This is a genomic window from Klebsiella sp. 2-CIP_Kleb., from assembly GCF_050378715.1.
Taxonomy (GTDB): domain Bacteria; phylum Pseudomonadota; class Gammaproteobacteria; order Enterobacterales; family Enterobacteriaceae; genus Klebsiella; species Klebsiella quasipneumoniae.
The window spans coordinates 1-13,843 of the sequence record NZ_JBNRLG010000015.1 but is presented as its reverse complement, the minus strand read 5'-3'; the positions used below and the strand labels follow the sequence as shown (position 1 = coordinate 13,843).

Sequence of the window (13,843 nt, the reverse complement as noted above, 5' to 3'; positions counted from 1 at the left end):
GAGAAGTTACGGAGAGTAAAAATGAAAGTTCGTGCTTCCGTCAAGAAATTATGCCGTAACTGCAAAATCGTTAAGCGTGATGGCGTCATCCGTGTGATTTGCAGTGCCGAGCCGAAGCATAAACAGCGCCAAGGCTGATTTTTTCGCATATTTTTCTTGCAAAGTTGGATTGAGCTGGCTAGATTAGCCAGCCAATCTTTTGTATGTCTGTACGTTTCCATTTGAGTATCCTGAAAACGGGCTTTTCAGCATGGTGCGTACATATTAAATAGTAGGAGTGCATAGTGGCCCGTATAGCAGGCATTAACATTCCTGATCACAAACATACCGTAATCGCTTTAACCGCTATTTTCGGTATCGGCAAAACCCGTTCTAAAGCCATCTGCGCTGAAACGGGCATCGCTGAAAATGTTAAGATCAGTGAGCTGTCTGAAGAACAAATTGATATTCTGCGTGAAGCAGTAGGTAAATTTGTCGTTGAAGGTGATCTGCGCCGTGAAATCACCCTGAGCATCAAGCGTCTGATGGACCTTGGTTGCTACCGTGGTTTGCGTCATCGTCGTGGTCTCCCGGTTCGCGGTCAGCGTACCAAGACCAACGCACGTACCCGTAAGGGTCCGCGTAAACCGATCAAGAAATAATCGGGGTGATTGAATAATGGCAAAGGCACCAATTCGTGCACGTAAGCGTGTAAGAAAACAAGTCTCTGACGGCGTGGCTCATATCCATGCTTCTTTTAACAACACCATCGTTACCATTACTGATCGTCAGGGTAACGCACTGGGTTGGGCAACAGCCGGTGGTTCCGGTTTCCGTGGTTCTCGCAAATCCACTCCGTTCGCAGCTCAGGTTGCAGCAGAGCGTTGCGCAGAAGCCGTAAAAGAATACGGCATCAAGAATCTGGAAGTTATGGTCAAAGGTCCGGGTCCGGGTCGCGAATCTACCATTCGTGCACTGAACGCCGCTGGTTTCCGCATCACTAATATTACTGATGTGACTCCGATCCCTCATAACGGTTGTCGTCCGCCGAAAAAACGTCGCGTATAACGCTGCGTTTTCCAGGTTAGTTGGAGAAAGAAAATGGCAAGATATTTGGGTCCTAAGCTCAAGCTGAGCCGTCGTGAGGGCACCGACTTATTCCTTAAGTCTGGCGTTCGCGCGATCGATACCAAGTGTAAAATTGAACAAGCTCCTGGCCAGCACGGTGCGCGTAAGCCGCGTCTGTCTGACTATGGTGTGCAGTTGCGTGAAAAGCAAAAAGTTCGCCGTATGTACGGTGTGCTGGAGCGTCAGTTCCGTAACTACTATAAAGAAGCAGCACGTCTGAAAGGCAACACCGGTGAAAACCTGTTGGCTCTGCTGGAAGGTCGTCTGGACAACGTTGTATACCGTATGGGCTTCGGCGCCACTCGTGCTGAAGCACGCCAGCTGGTTAGCCACAAAGCGATTATGGTAAACGGTCGTGTTGTTAACATCGCTTCTTATCAGGTTAAAGCGAATGACGTTGTCAGCATTCGTGAGAAAGCGAAAAAGCAATCTCGCGTGAAAGCCGCTCTGGAGCTGGCTGAGCAGCGTGAAAAGCCAACCTGGCTGGAAGTTGATGCTGGCAAGATGGAAGGTACGTTCAAGCGTCAGCCGGAGCGTTCTGATCTGTCTGCGGACATTAACGAACACCTGATCGTCGAGCTTTACTCCAAGTAAAGCTTAGTACCAAAGAGAGGACACAATGCAGGGTTCTGTGACAGAGTTTCTAAAACCGCGCCTGGTCGATATCGAGCAAGTGAGTTCGACGCACGCCAAGGTGACCCTTGAGCCTTTAGAGCGTGGCTTCGGCCATACTCTGGGTAACGCACTGCGCCGTATTCTGCTCTCATCGATGCCGGGTTGCGCGGTGACCGAGGTTGAGATTGATGGTGTACTGCACGAGTACAGCACCAAAGAAGGCGTTCAGGAAGACATCCTTGAAATCCTGCTCAACCTGAAAGGGCTGGCGGTGAGAGTTCAGGGTAAAGATGAAGTCATCCTTACTTTGAATAAATCTGGCATTGGCCCTGTGACCGCAGCCGACATTACCCACGACGGTGATGTCGAAATCGTCAAGCCGCAGCACGTGATTTGCCACCTGACTGATGAGAACGCTGCTATCAGCATGCGTATCAAAGTTCAGCGCGGTCGCGGTTATGTGCCGGCTTCTGCCCGAATTCATTCGGAAGAAGATGAGCGCCCAATCGGCCGTCTGCTGGTCGACGCCTGCTACAGCCCTGTAGAGCGTATTGCCTACAATGTTGAAGCTGCGCGTGTAGAACAGCGTACCGACCTGGACAAGCTGGTCATCGAAATGGAAACCAACGGCACAATCGATCCTGAAGAGGCGATTCGTCGTGCGGCAACCATCCTGGCTGAACAACTGGAAGCTTTTGTTGACTTACGTGATGTACGTCAGCCAGAAGTGAAAGAAGAGAAACCAGAATTCGATCCGATCCTGCTGCGCCCTGTTGACGATCTGGAATTGACTGTCCGCTCTGCTAACTGCCTCAAGGCAGAAGCTATCCACTATATCGGTGATCTGGTACAGCGTACCGAGGTTGAGTTGCTGAAAACGCCGAACCTGGGTAAAAAATCTCTTACCGAGATTAAAGACGTGCTGGCTTCCCGTGGACTGTCTCTGGGCATGCGCCTGGAAAACTGGCCACCAGCAAGCATTGCTGACGAGTAACCGGATCACAGGTTAAGGTTTTACTGAGAAGGATAAGGTCATGCGCCATCGTAAGAGTGGTCGTCAACTGAACCGCAACAGCAGCCATCGCCAGGCTATGTTCCGTAACATGGCAGGTTCGCTGGTTCGTCATGAAATCATCAAGACGACCCTGCCGAAAGCGAAAGAACTGCGTCGCGTAGTTGAGCCGCTGATTACTCTTGCCAAGACTGATAGCGTTGCTAATCGTCGTCTGGCATTCGCCCGCACTCGTGATAACGAGATCGTGGCAAAACTGTTTAACGAGCTGGGCCCGCGTTTCGCGAGCCGCGCCGGTGGTTACACTCGCATTCTGAAGTGTGGCTTCCGTGCAGGCGACAACGCGCCGATGGCATACATCGAGCTGGTTGATCGTGCTGAGCCGAAAGCAGAAGCTGCTGCAGAGTAATCTGTAGTAACGTAAAAAAACCCGCCCCGGCGGGTTTTTTTATATCTACCTCCTCCCCACTTCACTACAATATCTGTACTCTTTTTGTTCATCCCCCGGAGCCGTAGAATGTGGTTACTGGATCAGTGGGCAGAACGCCATATCCTCGATGCCCAAGCCAAAGGCGAGTTCGATAATTTACCCGGCAGCGGCGAGCCGTTAACTCTCGATGACGATTCGCATGTACCGGCCGAGCTGCGGGCAGGCTATCGCCTTCTGAAGAATGCAGGGTGTCTTCCCCCGGAGCTGGAGCAGCGCAGAGAGGCGGTGGCTCTGGCAGACTTGCTTAAGGGTGTGCGTCAGGACGACCCGCGGCATGGCGAACTCAGCAAGCGCCTTGCTCTGCTCGAGCTTAAGCTGCGTCAGGCAGGACTGAACACCGACTTTTTACGCGGTGAGTACGCCGATGCGTTGCTGCATAAAATCAATCAGGAGTGAATATGTATCGTATTGGTGAGCTGGCAAAACTGGCTGATGTGACGCCAGATACCATCCGTTATTATGAAAAACAACAAATGATGGATCATGACGTGCGCACTGAGGGGGGATTTCGTCTTTACTCGGATAACGATCTTCAGCGTCTGCGCTTTATTCGCTATGCCCGTCAGCTGGGCTTTACTCTGGAAGCGATCCGCGAGTTATTGTCGATCCGTGTCGATCCGGAACATCACACCTGTCAGGAGTCGAAAGGGATCGTTCAGGCGCGACTGAGCGAAGTTGAGGCGAGGATCAACGAGCTACAAACGATGCGTCGCTCTCTGCAACGGCTCAACGACGCCTGCTGCGGCACAGCTCACAGCAGCGTTTACTGTTCGATCCTCGAGGCCCTTGAGCAAGGCGCCAGTAACGGCAATGCCAGCTGTTGATTTTTTGTGCGCGCGGATCTACACTCGCGCGGAATTCACACATGTACTGGAGTAACTATGAGTCGCTATCAGCATACCAAAGGGCAAATCAAAGATAATGCCATTGAGGCACTTCTCCACGATCCATTATTCAGGCAGCGTGTAGAGAAGAACAAGAAAGGGAAGGGAAGCTATCAACGTAAAGATAAACATGCAGCAAGGATTGACCGGGAGGCCAGTGGCAAGCAAGCGAAGCGCTTTTTTACCACTGGCCTTCTGCTTTCGCTGCTGATTAAGAACGCTTGTTTTGTTCTTTCAACAGATCGCGAATTTCGCTCAGCAGGACTTCTTCTTTAGAGGGCGCTGGCGGTGCCGCCGGAGCCTCTTCTTTCTTGCGATTTAACTTATTCATCAGTTTAATCGCCATGAAAATGGCAAATGCGACAATGATGAAATCGAAAACGTTCTGAATAAACACCCCATAGTGCATCACCACTGCCGGTACATCACCCTGGGCATCGCGCAGCGTGACGGCAAACTGTTTAAAATCGATCCCGCCAATCAACAGGCCGAGCGGCGGCATAATAATATCCGCGACCAGCGACGAAACAATTTTACCGAATGCTGCACCGATGATCACACCCACTGCCAAATCGACAACGTTCCCGCGCATCGCGAATTCGCGAAACTCTTTTAAAAAACTCATTTTATTCTCCTTGAGCCAGCTGACGTTGTAAGTTTAACAAATGTATTTTCATTTGCCATTCCCCGTAGAGCGTTACAGGAAAATATTAACCTTTGAATAATAAGGGATAATAAAAGGCGCCTGTTCGACGCCCTGGGAATTAGAGGAAGAAAGGACTTGGCTGGAACAGCCTTTCTACATCGGAAATAAACTTTTTATCAGTCAAAAACATGATCACATGATCGCCTTGCTCGATCCGCAGATTATTATTGGCGATCATCACGTCATTCCCGCGCACGACGGCGCCAATGATCGTGCCTGGCGGAAGCTTGATCTCATCGATCGATCGCCCGACCACCCGCGAGGTGCTCTCATCGCCGTGTGCCACTGCTTCGATCGCTTCCGCAACGCCGCGGCGCAGGGAGGAGACGCCGACAATATCGGCTTTACGAACATGACTGAGGAGGGCGGAAATCGTGGCCTGCTGAGGCGATATCGCAATATCGATGACGCTACCCTGAACCAGATCCACATAGGCTCTACGCTGGATCAGCACCATCACTTTTTTAGCCCCCATTCGCTTGGCCAGCATCGCAGACATGATGTTTGCTTCGTCATCGTTAGTGACGGCAATAAACAGGTCCACCTGGTCAATATGCTCTTCGGCCAGCAGCTCCTGATCCGATGCATCACCGTAGAAGACGATAGTATGCTGCAGTTTTTCTGCCAGCTCAGCGGCTCGCTGCTGATTGCGCTCGATAAGCTTAACGCTGTAGTCTTTTTCCAGCTTATGGGCCAGGCCCGCGCCAATATTGCCGCCGCCGACCAACATGATGCGTTTATAAGGCTTCTCCAGACGCTGGAGTTCGCTCATGACCGCCCTAATATGCTGCGAGGCGGCAATAAAGAAGACTTCATCGCCGGCCTCGACAATCGTCGAACCCTGTGGGCGAATGGGGCGATCGTGGCGGAAAATAGCGGCCACGCGCGTATCGATATGCGGCATATGCTCACGCATGGTGGACAATGCATTACCCACCAGCGGACCACCGTAATAGGCTTTCACCACGGCGAGGCTGACTTTCCCTTCCGCGAAGTTCACGACCTGCAGCGCGCCGGGATATTCTATCAGGCGGTGAATATTGTCGATGACCAGCTGTTCCGGAGCGATTAAGTGATCGATGGGCACTGCTTCAGAATTGAAGAGCTTTTCCGCATCGCGGACGTAATCAGGCGCACGTATACGAGCAATACGGTTTGGCGTATTGAATAACGAATAGGCGACCTGGCAGGCCACCATGTTGGTTTCATCCGAACTGGTGACCGCCACCAGCATATCGGCATCATCGGCTCCTGCCTCGCGCAGTACGCGGGGGTGAGAACCGTGCCCCTGGACGACACGCAGGTCGAACTTATCCTGCAGGCTGCGCAGACGGTCGCCATTGGTATCAACCAGCGTAATATCATTGTTCTCGCCGACGAGGTTCTCCGCCAGCGTGCCGCCGACCTGGCCGGCGCCCAGAATAATAATCTTCATCTGCAGTGATCCATTAGTTGCGACGTTTGATTAGCTTAGCGTAAAAGAAGCCATCGCCTTCTTCCGCACCCGGCAGATTTTGCTGTCCCGGGCTTGCCGGCGTACCGGTTGCGTCAAGCTCCGCATCCGGGGTCCGCGCGAGGAAGGCGGCAATTTGCTGGCTATTCTCTTCCGGCAGAATAGAACAGGTAGCGTAAACCAACGTGCCGCCTGGTTTCAGATGCCCCCAGATGGCATTGAGGATCTCGGCCTGTAGCTGGGCTAAATCGGCGATATCCCGATCCCGGCGCAGCCATTTGATATCCGGATGGCGGCGAATAACACCGGTGGCGGAACAGGGGGCATCCAGCAGAATACGATCGAACTGCTCGCTGCCACACCACTGCTCAGGGAAGCGACCATCGCCCTGTTTGACTTCGGCTTTCATGCCCAGCCGTTTCAGGTTGTCATAGACGCGGGAAAGACGCTGTTCATCAATGTCCACCGCCATGACCTCAGCCTGGGGAGCGACCTCCAGAATATGCGTCGTCTTGCCGCCCGGCGCAGCGCAGAGATCAAGAATGCGCTCGCCGTTTTCCGGCTGCAGATAGCGCATGCAGCCCTGGGCCGAGGCATCCTGAACGGTTACCCATCCTTCGGCAAAACCCGGCAATGTATGGACCGGGGCAGGGGTGGCCAGACGCACGGCGTCGGGATAGTCAGGGTGGGTGAAACCTTCTAAACCGGCCTCTTTAAGCAGAGCAAGCCATTCATCTCGGGAATGATGGTTGCGGTTAACGCGCAGCCACATCGGCGGGCGCTGGTTGTTAGCGTCGACAATCTCCTGCCAGTGTTGCGGCCAGGCCTGCTGCAGACGCTTCAGCAGCCATTTGGGATGAAGGTAGCGGTTTTCCTGCCCGGCGAATTCTGCCAGTAGCTCTTCCTGTTGGCGCTGAAACTGGCGTAACACCCCATTGATCAGCCCTTTAAGCTGCGGGCGCTTAATCGCCACCGCGCCTTCTACCGTTTCAGCCAGCGCGGCGTGTGGAGGGATGCGGGTGTAGAGTAACTGATAGAGCCCAACCATAATCAGAAAGTGCACGGTGCGCTGTTTGCCGGTCATCGGACGCGCCATCAGCTTGCTGATAAGCCACTCCAGCTGGCTGAGCGTACGCAGTACGCCAAAACACAGCTCCTGCAGCAGCGCTTTGTCTTTATCGCTGACTTTTTGCTGTAGAGGGGGCAGGACGTTGCTTAAAGACTGACCTTTTTCAACGACTTGCTCGATAGCCTGGGCGGCCAGGCTGCGTAAATTTATATTCTTTTTCATAAGCGCAAAAATAAAAATGCCCGGCGAACCCGGGCTTCAGAAGAGACGACCGTCAGGCGAGACGGGTGCCAGGCGTAAACCACTCCCGGCGGGAATTGAGTAAATCCTGGGCGCTCATCGCTTTTTTACCCGCAGGCTGTAGCGATTCCAGACTGAGGATCCCATCGCCTGTGGCGACCTGGATACCCTGTTTGGTTGCTGCCACGATAGTACCTGGTTCGGCATGTGCGGCTTCGGCAATGACCGATGCCCGCCACACTTTTAGCGGCTGCCCGTCAATTTCCAGCCAGCTCATTGGCCACGGATTAAAGGCGCGGATGCAGCGCTCCAGCTGTGCGGCGGAAAGCGACCAGTCGATGCGAGCTTCTTCTTTACTCAGCTTCTCGGCGTGGCACACCAGCGATTCATCCTGTACTTCAGGCTGTGCGGTGCCGTTGGCCAGCTGGGCCAAAGTTGCCAGCAGACCTTGAGGGCCGAGCTCGGCCAGCTTATCGTACAGGCTGCCGCTGGTATCCTCTGCGGTAATGGGGCAGGAAAGCTTATACAGCATATCACCCGTATCAAGGCCGACGTCCATCTGCATGATGGTTACGCCTGTTTCGCTATCCCCTGCCCACAGCGAACGCTGGATTGGCGCTGCGCCACGCCAGCGCGGCAGCAGGGAGCCGTGAACGTTGATACAGCCCAGACGGGGCATCTCCAGCACCGCTTTCGGCAGAATCAAACCGTACGCCACCACCACCATAATATCGGCGCCGAGATCGGCGACTAATTGTTGGTTGTCCTGCGGACGCAGGGAGGATGGCTGGAATACAGGTAAGTTATGGGCTTCAGCCAGCACCTTTACCGGGCTCGGCATCAATTTTTTGCCGCGGCCAGCAGGGCGGTCTGGCTGAGTGAATACGCCAACAACCTGATGTTCAGACGACAACAGCGCGTCAAGATGACGCGCTGCAAAATCGGGGGTGCCGGCGAAAATGATACGTAGTGATTGTGACACGGTATTCCTTGTTATCAGGCACGGGAACGTAAACGATCCAGTTTCTCAACCTTCTGACGAATGCGCTGTTGTTTGAGCGGTGACAGATAATCAATAAACAGTTTGCCGACCAGATGATCCATCTCATGCTGAATACAGATAGCCAGCAGGCCATCGGCCTCCAGTTCAAATGGCTTACCGTCGCGATCCAGCGCGCGGATCTTCACTTTTTCCGCACGCGGCACCAGGGCGCGCTGTTCCGGAATAGACAGGCAGCCTTCTTCAATGCCGGTTTCGCCATCTTTTTCCAGCAGCTCCGGGTTGATTAACACCAGCTGCTCTTCACGATTTTCCGACACATCAATAACGATAATGCGCTGATGGATATCGACCTGGGTCGCGGCCAGACCAATGCCCTCCTCAGCGTACATGGTGTCGAACATATCATCGACGATACGCTGAATTTCCGCATTCACTTCTTTGACCGGCTCGGCGACTTTGCGAAGGCGCTCGTCCGGAATATGTAACACTTGCAAAACTGCCATAAAGTTCCAGAGTCGTATTCAGGAGTTGATAAGATTATTAGCTCTATTCTAGACAAAACACCCTGCAATTGACAGTCTCACTGTCCAATCGCAAAGATTGTCAATACCGCTTATGGCAGGGGGTAAGGATGACGCCTGACGAGATTTGGCTGCGGCTGATGAAGGTCAGTAGCTTGTATGGCGACAGGATGGTAGAGATCGCTCAGCGCTTATGCGCAGCCGCCAGCGTTGATCATGAAGCGCTGCATGCCGTCGGGATGACCGCGGCGCAGGCAACGTTATTTTTCCGGCTTGACGAGCATGAGCTTGACGAGACGCGGCGCTGGCTGGAACAACCGGATCATCATCTGTTACGGGGTGACGATCCGCGCTATCCATTGCGGTTAAAGGCTATCGCTGATTACCCCGGCGCGTTGCTGGTCAGCGGCGATCCCGCTCTGCTTCACAGCGCGCAGCTTGCCGTTATTGGCAGTCGCTTGCATTCCTGGTATGGCGCTCGCTGGGGGAAGCTGTTCAGCGAAACGTTGGCGCGTAAAGGGATGACTATCACCAGTGGGTTGGCGTTAGGCATTGATGGCGTCGCGCATCGCGGCGCGCTCGCGGCCGAGGGCAAAACCATCGCGGTACTGGGCAACGGACTGGGCCAGGTTTATCCGCGGCGCCATGCGAGCCTCGCCCAGCAGATCGTCGATAATGGCGGTGCGCTGGTGTCTGAATTTCCACTTATAACGCCGCCGCTTCCCGCGCATTTCCCCAGGCGCAACCGGATTATCAGCGGCCTGAGCCTGGGCGTGCTGGTGGTTGAGGCGGCATTGAGAAGCGGTTCGCTGGTTACCGTCCGCTGTGCTCTGGAACAGGGAAGGGATGTGTTTGCCCTGCCTGGGCCGATAGGCAATCCGGGATCGGAAGGCCCACACTGGTTAATTAAGCAAGGCGCGGTGCCGGTGACCTCGCCAGAGGATATTGTGGAATACTGGCACAACGAGCTGGCCTGGCTAACTGATACGTCTGATTCGATAAATAATTGCGCCGATCAGCCGTCTGTAGCATTGCCATTTCCGGAGCTCCTGGCTAACGTAGGAGATGAGGTAACACCTGTTGACGTTGTCGCTGAACGTGCCGGCCAATCTGTGCCAGTAACCGTAGCTCAGCTACTTGAACTGGAGTTAGCAGGCTGGATCGCAGCTGTACCCGGCGGCTATGTCCGATTAAGGAGGGCAAGCCATGTTCGACGTACTCATGTATTTGTTTGAAACTTACATCCATAGCGAAGCAGAAATGCGTGTGGATCAGGACAAACTGACGCGGGATCTTACCGACGCAGGTTTTGAGCGGGAAGATATCTATAACGCGTTAATGTGGCTCGAGAAACTGGCTGATTATCAGGAAGGTCTCGTTGAACCCATGCAGCTCGCTTCCGACCCGCTGTCGCTTCGGGTATATACCGAAGAGGAGTGCCAGCGTCTGGACGCCAGTTGCCGGGGGTTTTTACTCTTCCTCGAGCAGATTCAGGTGTTGAACCTCGAAACGCGAGAAATGGTGATAGAGCGCGTACTGGCGCTGGATACGGCAGAATTTGAGCTGGAGGACCTGAAATGGGTCATCCTGATGGTACTGTTCAATATTCCGGGCTGTGAAAACGCCTATCAGCAAATGGAAGAATTACTCTTCGAAGTAAATGAAGGTATGCTGCATTAATCTTTTTGCAGCAACATCGAGTTGTTATGACCAAATCAGCACTGTTTTCGGTGCGTAAAAATGAGCCCTGCCCACAGTGCGGGGCTGAACTGGTGATCCGTTCCGGGAAACATGGCCCGTTTCTCGGCTGTTCGCATTATCCGGACTGTGACTATATCCGTCCCCTGAAAAGTCAGGCAGACGGGCATGTCGTTAAGGTGCTGGAGGGGCAAGCATGCCCATCGTGCGGCGCGGTTATGGTGCTACGTCAGGGGCGTTTTGGGATGTTCATTGGCTGTAGCCGCTATCCGGAATGCGAACATACTGAGCTAATTGATAAACCAGATGAGACGGCTATTGCTTGCCCGCAGTGCGGACAAGGCCATCTGGTCCAGCGTCGTTCCCGTTTCGGTAAAACCTTTCACTCCTGCGATCGCTATCCTGATTGCCAGTTCGTTATCAATTATAAACCGGTGGCGGGCGAATGCCCTGAATGCCATTACCCGCTGTTAATAGAAAAGAAGACGGCGCAGGGGCTCAGATGCTTCTGTGCCAGTAAACAATGTGGAAAGCCGATCCCGGCGGAATAAATCAGTGAACAATAACCTGCCCTCAGAAGCCGTCGACCATGCCGTGGCGGTCCTGAATAATGAACATGTCATCGCCTATCCCACGGAAGCCGTTTTTGGCGTCGGCTGCGACCCTGACAGCGAAACGGCCGTTATGCGTCTGCTGGAGCTGAAGCAGCGTCCTGTTGAGAAGGGATTGATCCTTATCGCCGCTAGCTTTGAGCAACTCAAGCCATATATTGATGATTCACGGTTAAGTGATTCGCAGCGGGCAGCGATCTTTTCCTGCTGGCCAGGACCGGTGACGTTTGTATTCCCGGCGCGTCCTGAAACACCACGCTGGCTGACTGGTCGTTTTGATTCGCTGGCTGTACGCGTGACCAACCATCCGCTGGTGATTGAATTGTGCGAAGCCTACGGAAAACCGCTGGTCTCGACGAGCGCCAATCTCACCGGGCAACCGCCTTGCCGCACCACCGCAGAGGTCCGTGCTCAGTTTGGTGACAGCTTCCCGGTCGTGGATGGCGCTACGGGCGGACGGCAAAATCCATCTGAAATACGTGATGCCCTGACGGGTGAACTGTTCCGCCAGGGGTGAACCATGGAAACCTATGCTGTTTTTGGTAATCCGATCGCGCACAGCAAGTCGCCTTCTATTCACCAGCTGTTTGCCCGCCAGTTAGGGATTACCCATCCTTATGGACGTGTGCTGGCGCCGCTGGACGATTTTGTCTCTTCTCTCAATCAGTTTTTTGCGCAGGGAGGAAAGGGCGCCAATGTTACCGTTCCTTTTAAAGAAGAAGCCTTTGCGCGCGCGGATGAACTGACAGAACGCGCTGCGCTGGCGGGAGCGGTGAATACCCTGAAACGTCTCGAAGACGGGCGTTTGCTGGGCGACAACACGGACGGTATTGGTCTGCTGAGCGATCTGGAGCGTCTGGGATTCATCAAGCCACGCCAGCGGATCCTGCTTATCGGTGCCGGTGGCGCATCGCGTGGGGTGCTGCTGCCGCTGCTGTCGCTGGGATGTGCCGTCACGATCGTCAATCGCACCTACGCTCGTGCCCATGAGTTAGCCACGCTCTTCGCTCATACCGGCAGCGTCAGCGCAAGGGAGATGGATACCTTATCCGGGGAAACATTCGATCTGATCATCAATGCGACGTCCAGTGGAATAGACGGTGATGTACCGGCTATCCCGGCATCTGTTGTCAACGCTGACGTGTATTGCTATGACATGTTCTACCAGAAAGGGCCGACACCGTTTCTTCACTGGTGCCAGCAGCATGGCGCAACCCACTGTGCTGACGGGCTGGGAATGCTGGTGGCGCAAGCCGCCCATGCCGTTCTGCTATGGCACGGCGTCCTGCCGGCTATCACCCCGGTTATAGAAAGGCTGCAACAGGAACTGAATGCATGAATCAGGCGATTCAGTTTCCCGATCGGGAATCATGGGATGCCGAACGGCAGGGCGTGGTGTTTCCCGCGCTGGTTAATGGGATGCAATTAACCTGCGCAATTTCAGGGCAGATCCTGCAGCAGCGTTTTGGCGCAGAGGGGCCAGCGCAGTGGCTGGCCGCATTCCAGAAACATCGTTGGGATCTTGAGGAAGAGGCAGAGGCATTGATCCGCGATAATCAGGAGGATGCTCAGGGTTGGGTCTGGCTCTCCTGGTCCAGATATTCATCTTTCCATTTCACATAGTTATTCGCTGAATACTTAAGGCCTTCCCGCTCCGCCTCTGTCAGGGGGCGGATCTGTTTGACCGGATTGCCAAAGTAAAGGAAGCCGCTTTCCAGCTGTTTGTTCTGCGGTACCAGACTTCCCGCGCCAATCATGACGTCATCGCCAACGACGACACCATCTAATAAGATCGAACCCATACCAACCAGTACGCGGTTGCCGATAGTGCAGCCGTGCAGCATCACTTTGTGGCCAACCGTCACATCCTCTCCAATGATCAGTGGATTTCCCTCAGGCTTGTAAGAGGATTTATGGGTCACGTGTAGAACGCTGCCGTCCTGAATATTGCTGCGTTGACCTATCGATACATAGTTGACGTCGCCGCGAATGGCTACCAGAGGCCAGACGCTGACGTCATCGGCAATTCTGACATCACCGATAACGACGCTGGATGCGTCAATCATGACGCGAAGACCGATTTGCGGGAAAAATGCTTTATAGGGGCGCAGTTGAGCAGACATGTTGACCTCAAAAATACGGGAGCGTAAGAAGACTTTGGTGGCTTTTATCTCGCTCTGCAACCCCTGAAAACGGTGAAAATTGAGCAAATCGTGCAATTACACGGCGAAAAGGGTGAAAAATCACCATTCAGAAAAAAAGATCGAAAAAAGGCTTGTGCAAAAAAATGGGATCCCTATAATGCGCACCCACTGACACGGCAGATGTGAATCACTTCACACAAACAGCCGGTTCGGTTGAAGAGAAAAATCCTGAAAAACGGGTTGACTCTGAAAGAGGAAAGCGTAATATACGCCACCTCGCGACAGAGCGC

21 protein-coding genes are annotated in these 13,843 nt (G+C 53.7%); 15 read left to right on the top strand and 6 right to left on the bottom strand.

Going from position 1 to position 13,843, the window contains the following annotated elements; genetic code table 11:
* Positions 1 to 21: 21 nt before the first annotated feature.
* The 9 genes from rpmJ (at position 22) to ACQUTP_RS25015 (ending at position 4,384) form a co-directional block, all read left to right on the top strand.
* Positions 22 to 138: a 50S ribosomal protein L36 gene (gene rpmJ, locus ACQUTP_RS25055; protein WP_000868187.1), complete on the top strand. Its 117-nt coding sequence runs from the start codon at positions 22 to 24 to the stop codon at positions 136 to 138.
* Positions 139 to 284: 146 nt separating this feature from the next.
* Complete coding sequence (rpsM, locus tag ACQUTP_RS25050) at positions 285 to 641, top strand: 30S ribosomal protein S13 (protein ID WP_002919259.1); 357 nt, start codon at positions 285 to 287, stop codon at positions 639 to 641.
* A 16-nt stretch (positions 642 to 657) separates the two neighbouring features.
* A complete protein-coding gene (gene rpsK, locus ACQUTP_RS25045; protein WP_002919257.1) occupies positions 658 to 1,047 on the top strand; it encodes a 30S ribosomal protein S11 in 390 nt (129 codons plus the stop codon).
* Between the two features lie 33 nt (positions 1,048 to 1,080).
* Positions 1,081 to 1,701 (top strand): 30S ribosomal protein S4, encoded by a 621-nt coding sequence (rpsD, locus tag ACQUTP_RS25040; RefSeq protein ID WP_002919224.1) that lies wholly within the window; start codon positions 1,081 to 1,083, stop codon positions 1,699 to 1,701.
* A 25-nt stretch (positions 1,702 to 1,726) separates the two neighbouring features.
* The gene (locus ACQUTP_RS25035) at positions 1,727 to 2,716 is read left to right on the top strand and encodes a DNA-directed RNA polymerase subunit alpha (protein ID WP_002919219.1); all 990 of its coding nucleotides are present in this window, start codon (positions 1,727 to 1,729) and stop codon (positions 2,714 to 2,716) included.
* A 40-nt stretch (positions 2,717 to 2,756) separates the two neighbouring features.
* A complete protein-coding gene (rplQ, locus tag ACQUTP_RS25030; protein WP_002919206.1) occupies positions 2,757 to 3,143 on the top strand; it encodes a 50S ribosomal protein L17 in 387 nt (128 codons plus the stop codon).
* A 108-nt stretch (positions 3,144 to 3,251) separates the two neighbouring features.
* Positions 3,252 to 3,620, top strand: a complete 369-nt coding sequence (locus ACQUTP_RS25025) for a DUF1992 domain-containing protein (RefSeq protein WP_057212827.1) — start codon at positions 3,252 to 3,254, stop codon at positions 3,618 to 3,620.
* A 2-nt stretch (positions 3,621 to 3,622) separates the two neighbouring features.
* Positions 3,623 to 4,048, top strand: coding sequence for a Zn(2+)-responsive transcriptional regulator (gene zntR / locus ACQUTP_RS25020; RefSeq protein WP_023319233.1), 426 nt, complete (start codon positions 3,623 to 3,625; stop codon positions 4,046 to 4,048).
* Positions 4,049 to 4,105: 57 nt separating this feature from the next.
* Complete coding sequence (locus ACQUTP_RS25015) at positions 4,106 to 4,384, top strand: alternative ribosome-rescue factor A (RefSeq protein ID WP_071786641.1); 279 nt, start codon at positions 4,106 to 4,108, stop codon at positions 4,382 to 4,384.
* Here ACQUTP_RS25015 and mscL read toward each other — a convergent pair.
* The 5 genes from mscL to def form a co-directional block, all read right to left on the bottom strand.
* Positions 4,320 to 4,733 carry a large-conductance mechanosensitive channel protein MscL gene (mscL, locus tag ACQUTP_RS25010; protein WP_004206799.1) on the bottom strand — a complete coding sequence of 138 codons (414 nt, stop codon included), beginning with the start codon at positions 4,731 to 4,733 and terminating at the stop codon, positions 4,320 to 4,322. The two genes, ACQUTP_RS25015 and mscL, sit on opposite strands and share 65 nt — an antisense overlap.
* Positions 4,734 to 4,872: 139 nt before the next feature.
* Positions 4,873 to 6,249, bottom strand: a complete 1,377-nt coding sequence (trkA, locus tag ACQUTP_RS25005) for a Trk system potassium transporter TrkA (RefSeq protein ID WP_002919153.1) — start codon at positions 6,247 to 6,249, stop codon at positions 4,873 to 4,875.
* Between the two features lie 13 nt (positions 6,250 to 6,262).
* Positions 6,263 to 7,558, bottom strand: a complete 1,296-nt coding sequence (gene rsmB / locus ACQUTP_RS25000) for a 16S rRNA (cytosine(967)-C(5))-methyltransferase RsmB (protein ID WP_004206800.1) — start codon at positions 7,556 to 7,558, stop codon at positions 6,263 to 6,265.
* A gap of 52 nt (positions 7,559 to 7,610) precedes the next feature.
* Complete coding sequence (fmt, locus tag ACQUTP_RS24995) at positions 7,611 to 8,558, bottom strand: methionyl-tRNA formyltransferase (RefSeq protein ID WP_017900611.1); 948 nt, start codon at positions 8,556 to 8,558, stop codon at positions 7,611 to 7,613.
* A 14-nt stretch (positions 8,559 to 8,572) separates the two neighbouring features.
* Complete coding sequence (def, locus tag ACQUTP_RS24990) at positions 8,573 to 9,082, bottom strand: peptide deformylase (RefSeq protein ID WP_004206802.1); 510 nt, start codon at positions 9,080 to 9,082, stop codon at positions 8,573 to 8,575.
* A gap of 128 nt (positions 9,083 to 9,210) precedes the next feature.
* Here def and dprA point away from each other — a divergent pair, with 128 nt between their 5' ends.
* Genes dprA through ACQUTP_RS24960 form a run of 6 tightly spaced genes read left to right on the top strand, consistent with a single transcriptional unit; the run spans position 9,211 to position 13,032 of the window.
* On the top strand, positions 9,211 to 10,335 hold the full coding sequence (dprA, locus tag ACQUTP_RS24985; protein ID WP_032456674.1) for a DNA-protecting protein DprA: 1,125 nt from the start codon (positions 9,211 to 9,213) through the stop codon (positions 10,333 to 10,335).
* Entirely contained in the window at positions 10,307 to 10,780 is a 474-nt protein-coding gene (smg, locus tag ACQUTP_RS24980; protein ID WP_002919137.1) for a DUF494 family protein Smg, read from the top strand. The genes dprA and smg overlap by 29 nt, the downstream gene beginning before the upstream one ends.
* Before the next feature lie 26 nt (positions 10,781 to 10,806).
* A complete protein-coding gene (locus ACQUTP_RS24975; protein WP_004206804.1) occupies positions 10,807 to 11,349 on the top strand; it encodes a DNA topoisomerase family protein in 543 nt (180 codons plus the stop codon).
* Positions 11,350 to 11,353: 4 nt separating this feature from the next.
* The gene (gene tsaC / locus ACQUTP_RS24970) at positions 11,354 to 11,926 is read left to right on the top strand and encodes an L-threonylcarbamoyladenylate synthase type 1 TsaC (protein WP_285756528.1); all 573 of its coding nucleotides are present in this window, start codon (positions 11,354 to 11,356) and stop codon (positions 11,924 to 11,926) included.
* 3 nt (positions 11,927 to 11,929) lie between these two features.
* Positions 11,930 to 12,748 carry a shikimate dehydrogenase gene (aroE, locus tag ACQUTP_RS24965; RefSeq protein ID WP_004206806.1) on the top strand — a complete coding sequence of 273 codons (819 nt, stop codon included), beginning with the start codon at positions 11,930 to 11,932 and terminating at the stop codon, positions 12,746 to 12,748.
* Positions 12,745 to 13,032, top strand: a complete 288-nt coding sequence (locus tag ACQUTP_RS24960) for a DUF1488 domain-containing protein (protein ID WP_285756527.1) — start codon at positions 12,745 to 12,747, stop codon at positions 13,030 to 13,032. The genes aroE and ACQUTP_RS24960 overlap by 4 nt, the downstream gene beginning before the upstream one ends.
* On the opposite strand, the gene ACQUTP_RS24955 is transcribed toward ACQUTP_RS24960, so the two are convergent.
* A complete protein-coding gene (locus tag ACQUTP_RS24955) occupies positions 12,978 to 13,532 on the bottom strand; it encodes a gamma carbonic anhydrase family protein (protein WP_023319228.1) in 555 nt (184 codons plus the stop codon). The genes ACQUTP_RS24960 and ACQUTP_RS24955 overlap by 55 nt on opposite strands.
* Positions 13,533 to 13,843: the final 311 nt, after the last annotated feature.

Coding starts and splice junctions, on each gene's coding strand:
- rpsD (WP_002919224.1), top strand. CDS start 1,081: ATGGCAAGATATTTGGGTCCTAAGCTCAAGCTGAGCCGTCGTGAGGGC.
- ACQUTP_RS25035 (WP_002919219.1), top strand. CDS start 1,727: ATGCAGGGTTCTGTGACAGAGTTTCTAAAACCGCGCCTGGTCGATATC.
- ACQUTP_RS24975 (WP_004206804.1), top strand. CDS start 10,807: ATGACCAAATCAGCACTGTTTTCGGTGCGTAAAAATGAGCCCTGCCCA.
- def (WP_004206802.1), bottom strand. CDS start 9,082: ATGGCAGTTTTGCAAGTGTTACATATTCCGGACGAGCGCCTTCGCAAA.
- mscL (WP_004206799.1), bottom strand. CDS start 4,733: ATGAGTTTTTTAAAAGAGTTTCGCGAATTCGCGATGCGCGGGAACGTT.
- aroE (WP_004206806.1), top strand. CDS start 11,930: ATGGAAACCTATGCTGTTTTTGGTAATCCGATCGCGCACAGCAAGTCG.
- ACQUTP_RS24960 (WP_285756527.1), top strand. CDS start 12,745: ATGAATCAGGCGATTCAGTTTCCCGATCGGGAATCATGGGATGCCGAA.
- dprA (WP_032456674.1), top strand. CDS start 9,211: ATGACGCCTGACGAGATTTGGCTGCGGCTGATGAAGGTCAGTAGCTTG.
- smg (WP_002919137.1), top strand. CDS start 10,307: ATGTTCGACGTACTCATGTATTTGTTTGAAACTTACATCCATAGCGAA.
- ACQUTP_RS24955 (WP_023319228.1), bottom strand. CDS start 13,532: ATGTCTGCTCAACTGCGCCCCTATAAAGCATTTTTCCCGCAAATCGGT.
- rplQ (WP_002919206.1), top strand. CDS start 2,757: ATGCGCCATCGTAAGAGTGGTCGTCAACTGAACCGCAACAGCAGCCAT.
- zntR (WP_023319233.1), top strand. CDS start 3,623: ATGTATCGTATTGGTGAGCTGGCAAAACTGGCTGATGTGACGCCAGAT.
- trkA (WP_002919153.1), bottom strand. CDS start 6,249: ATGAAGATTATTATTCTGGGCGCCGGCCAGGTCGGCGGCACGCTGGCG.
- ACQUTP_RS25015 (WP_071786641.1), top strand. CDS start 4,106: ATGAGTCGCTATCAGCATACCAAAGGGCAAATCAAAGATAATGCCATT.
- ACQUTP_RS25025 (WP_057212827.1), top strand. CDS start 3,252: ATGTGGTTACTGGATCAGTGGGCAGAACGCCATATCCTCGATGCCCAA.
- rpmJ (WP_000868187.1), top strand. CDS start 22: ATGAAAGTTCGTGCTTCCGTCAAGAAATTATGCCGTAACTGCAAAATC.
- rsmB (WP_004206800.1), bottom strand. CDS start 7,558: ATGAAAAAGAATATAAATTTACGCAGCCTGGCCGCCCAGGCTATCGAG.
- rpsK (WP_002919257.1), top strand. CDS start 658: ATGGCAAAGGCACCAATTCGTGCACGTAAGCGTGTAAGAAAACAAGTC.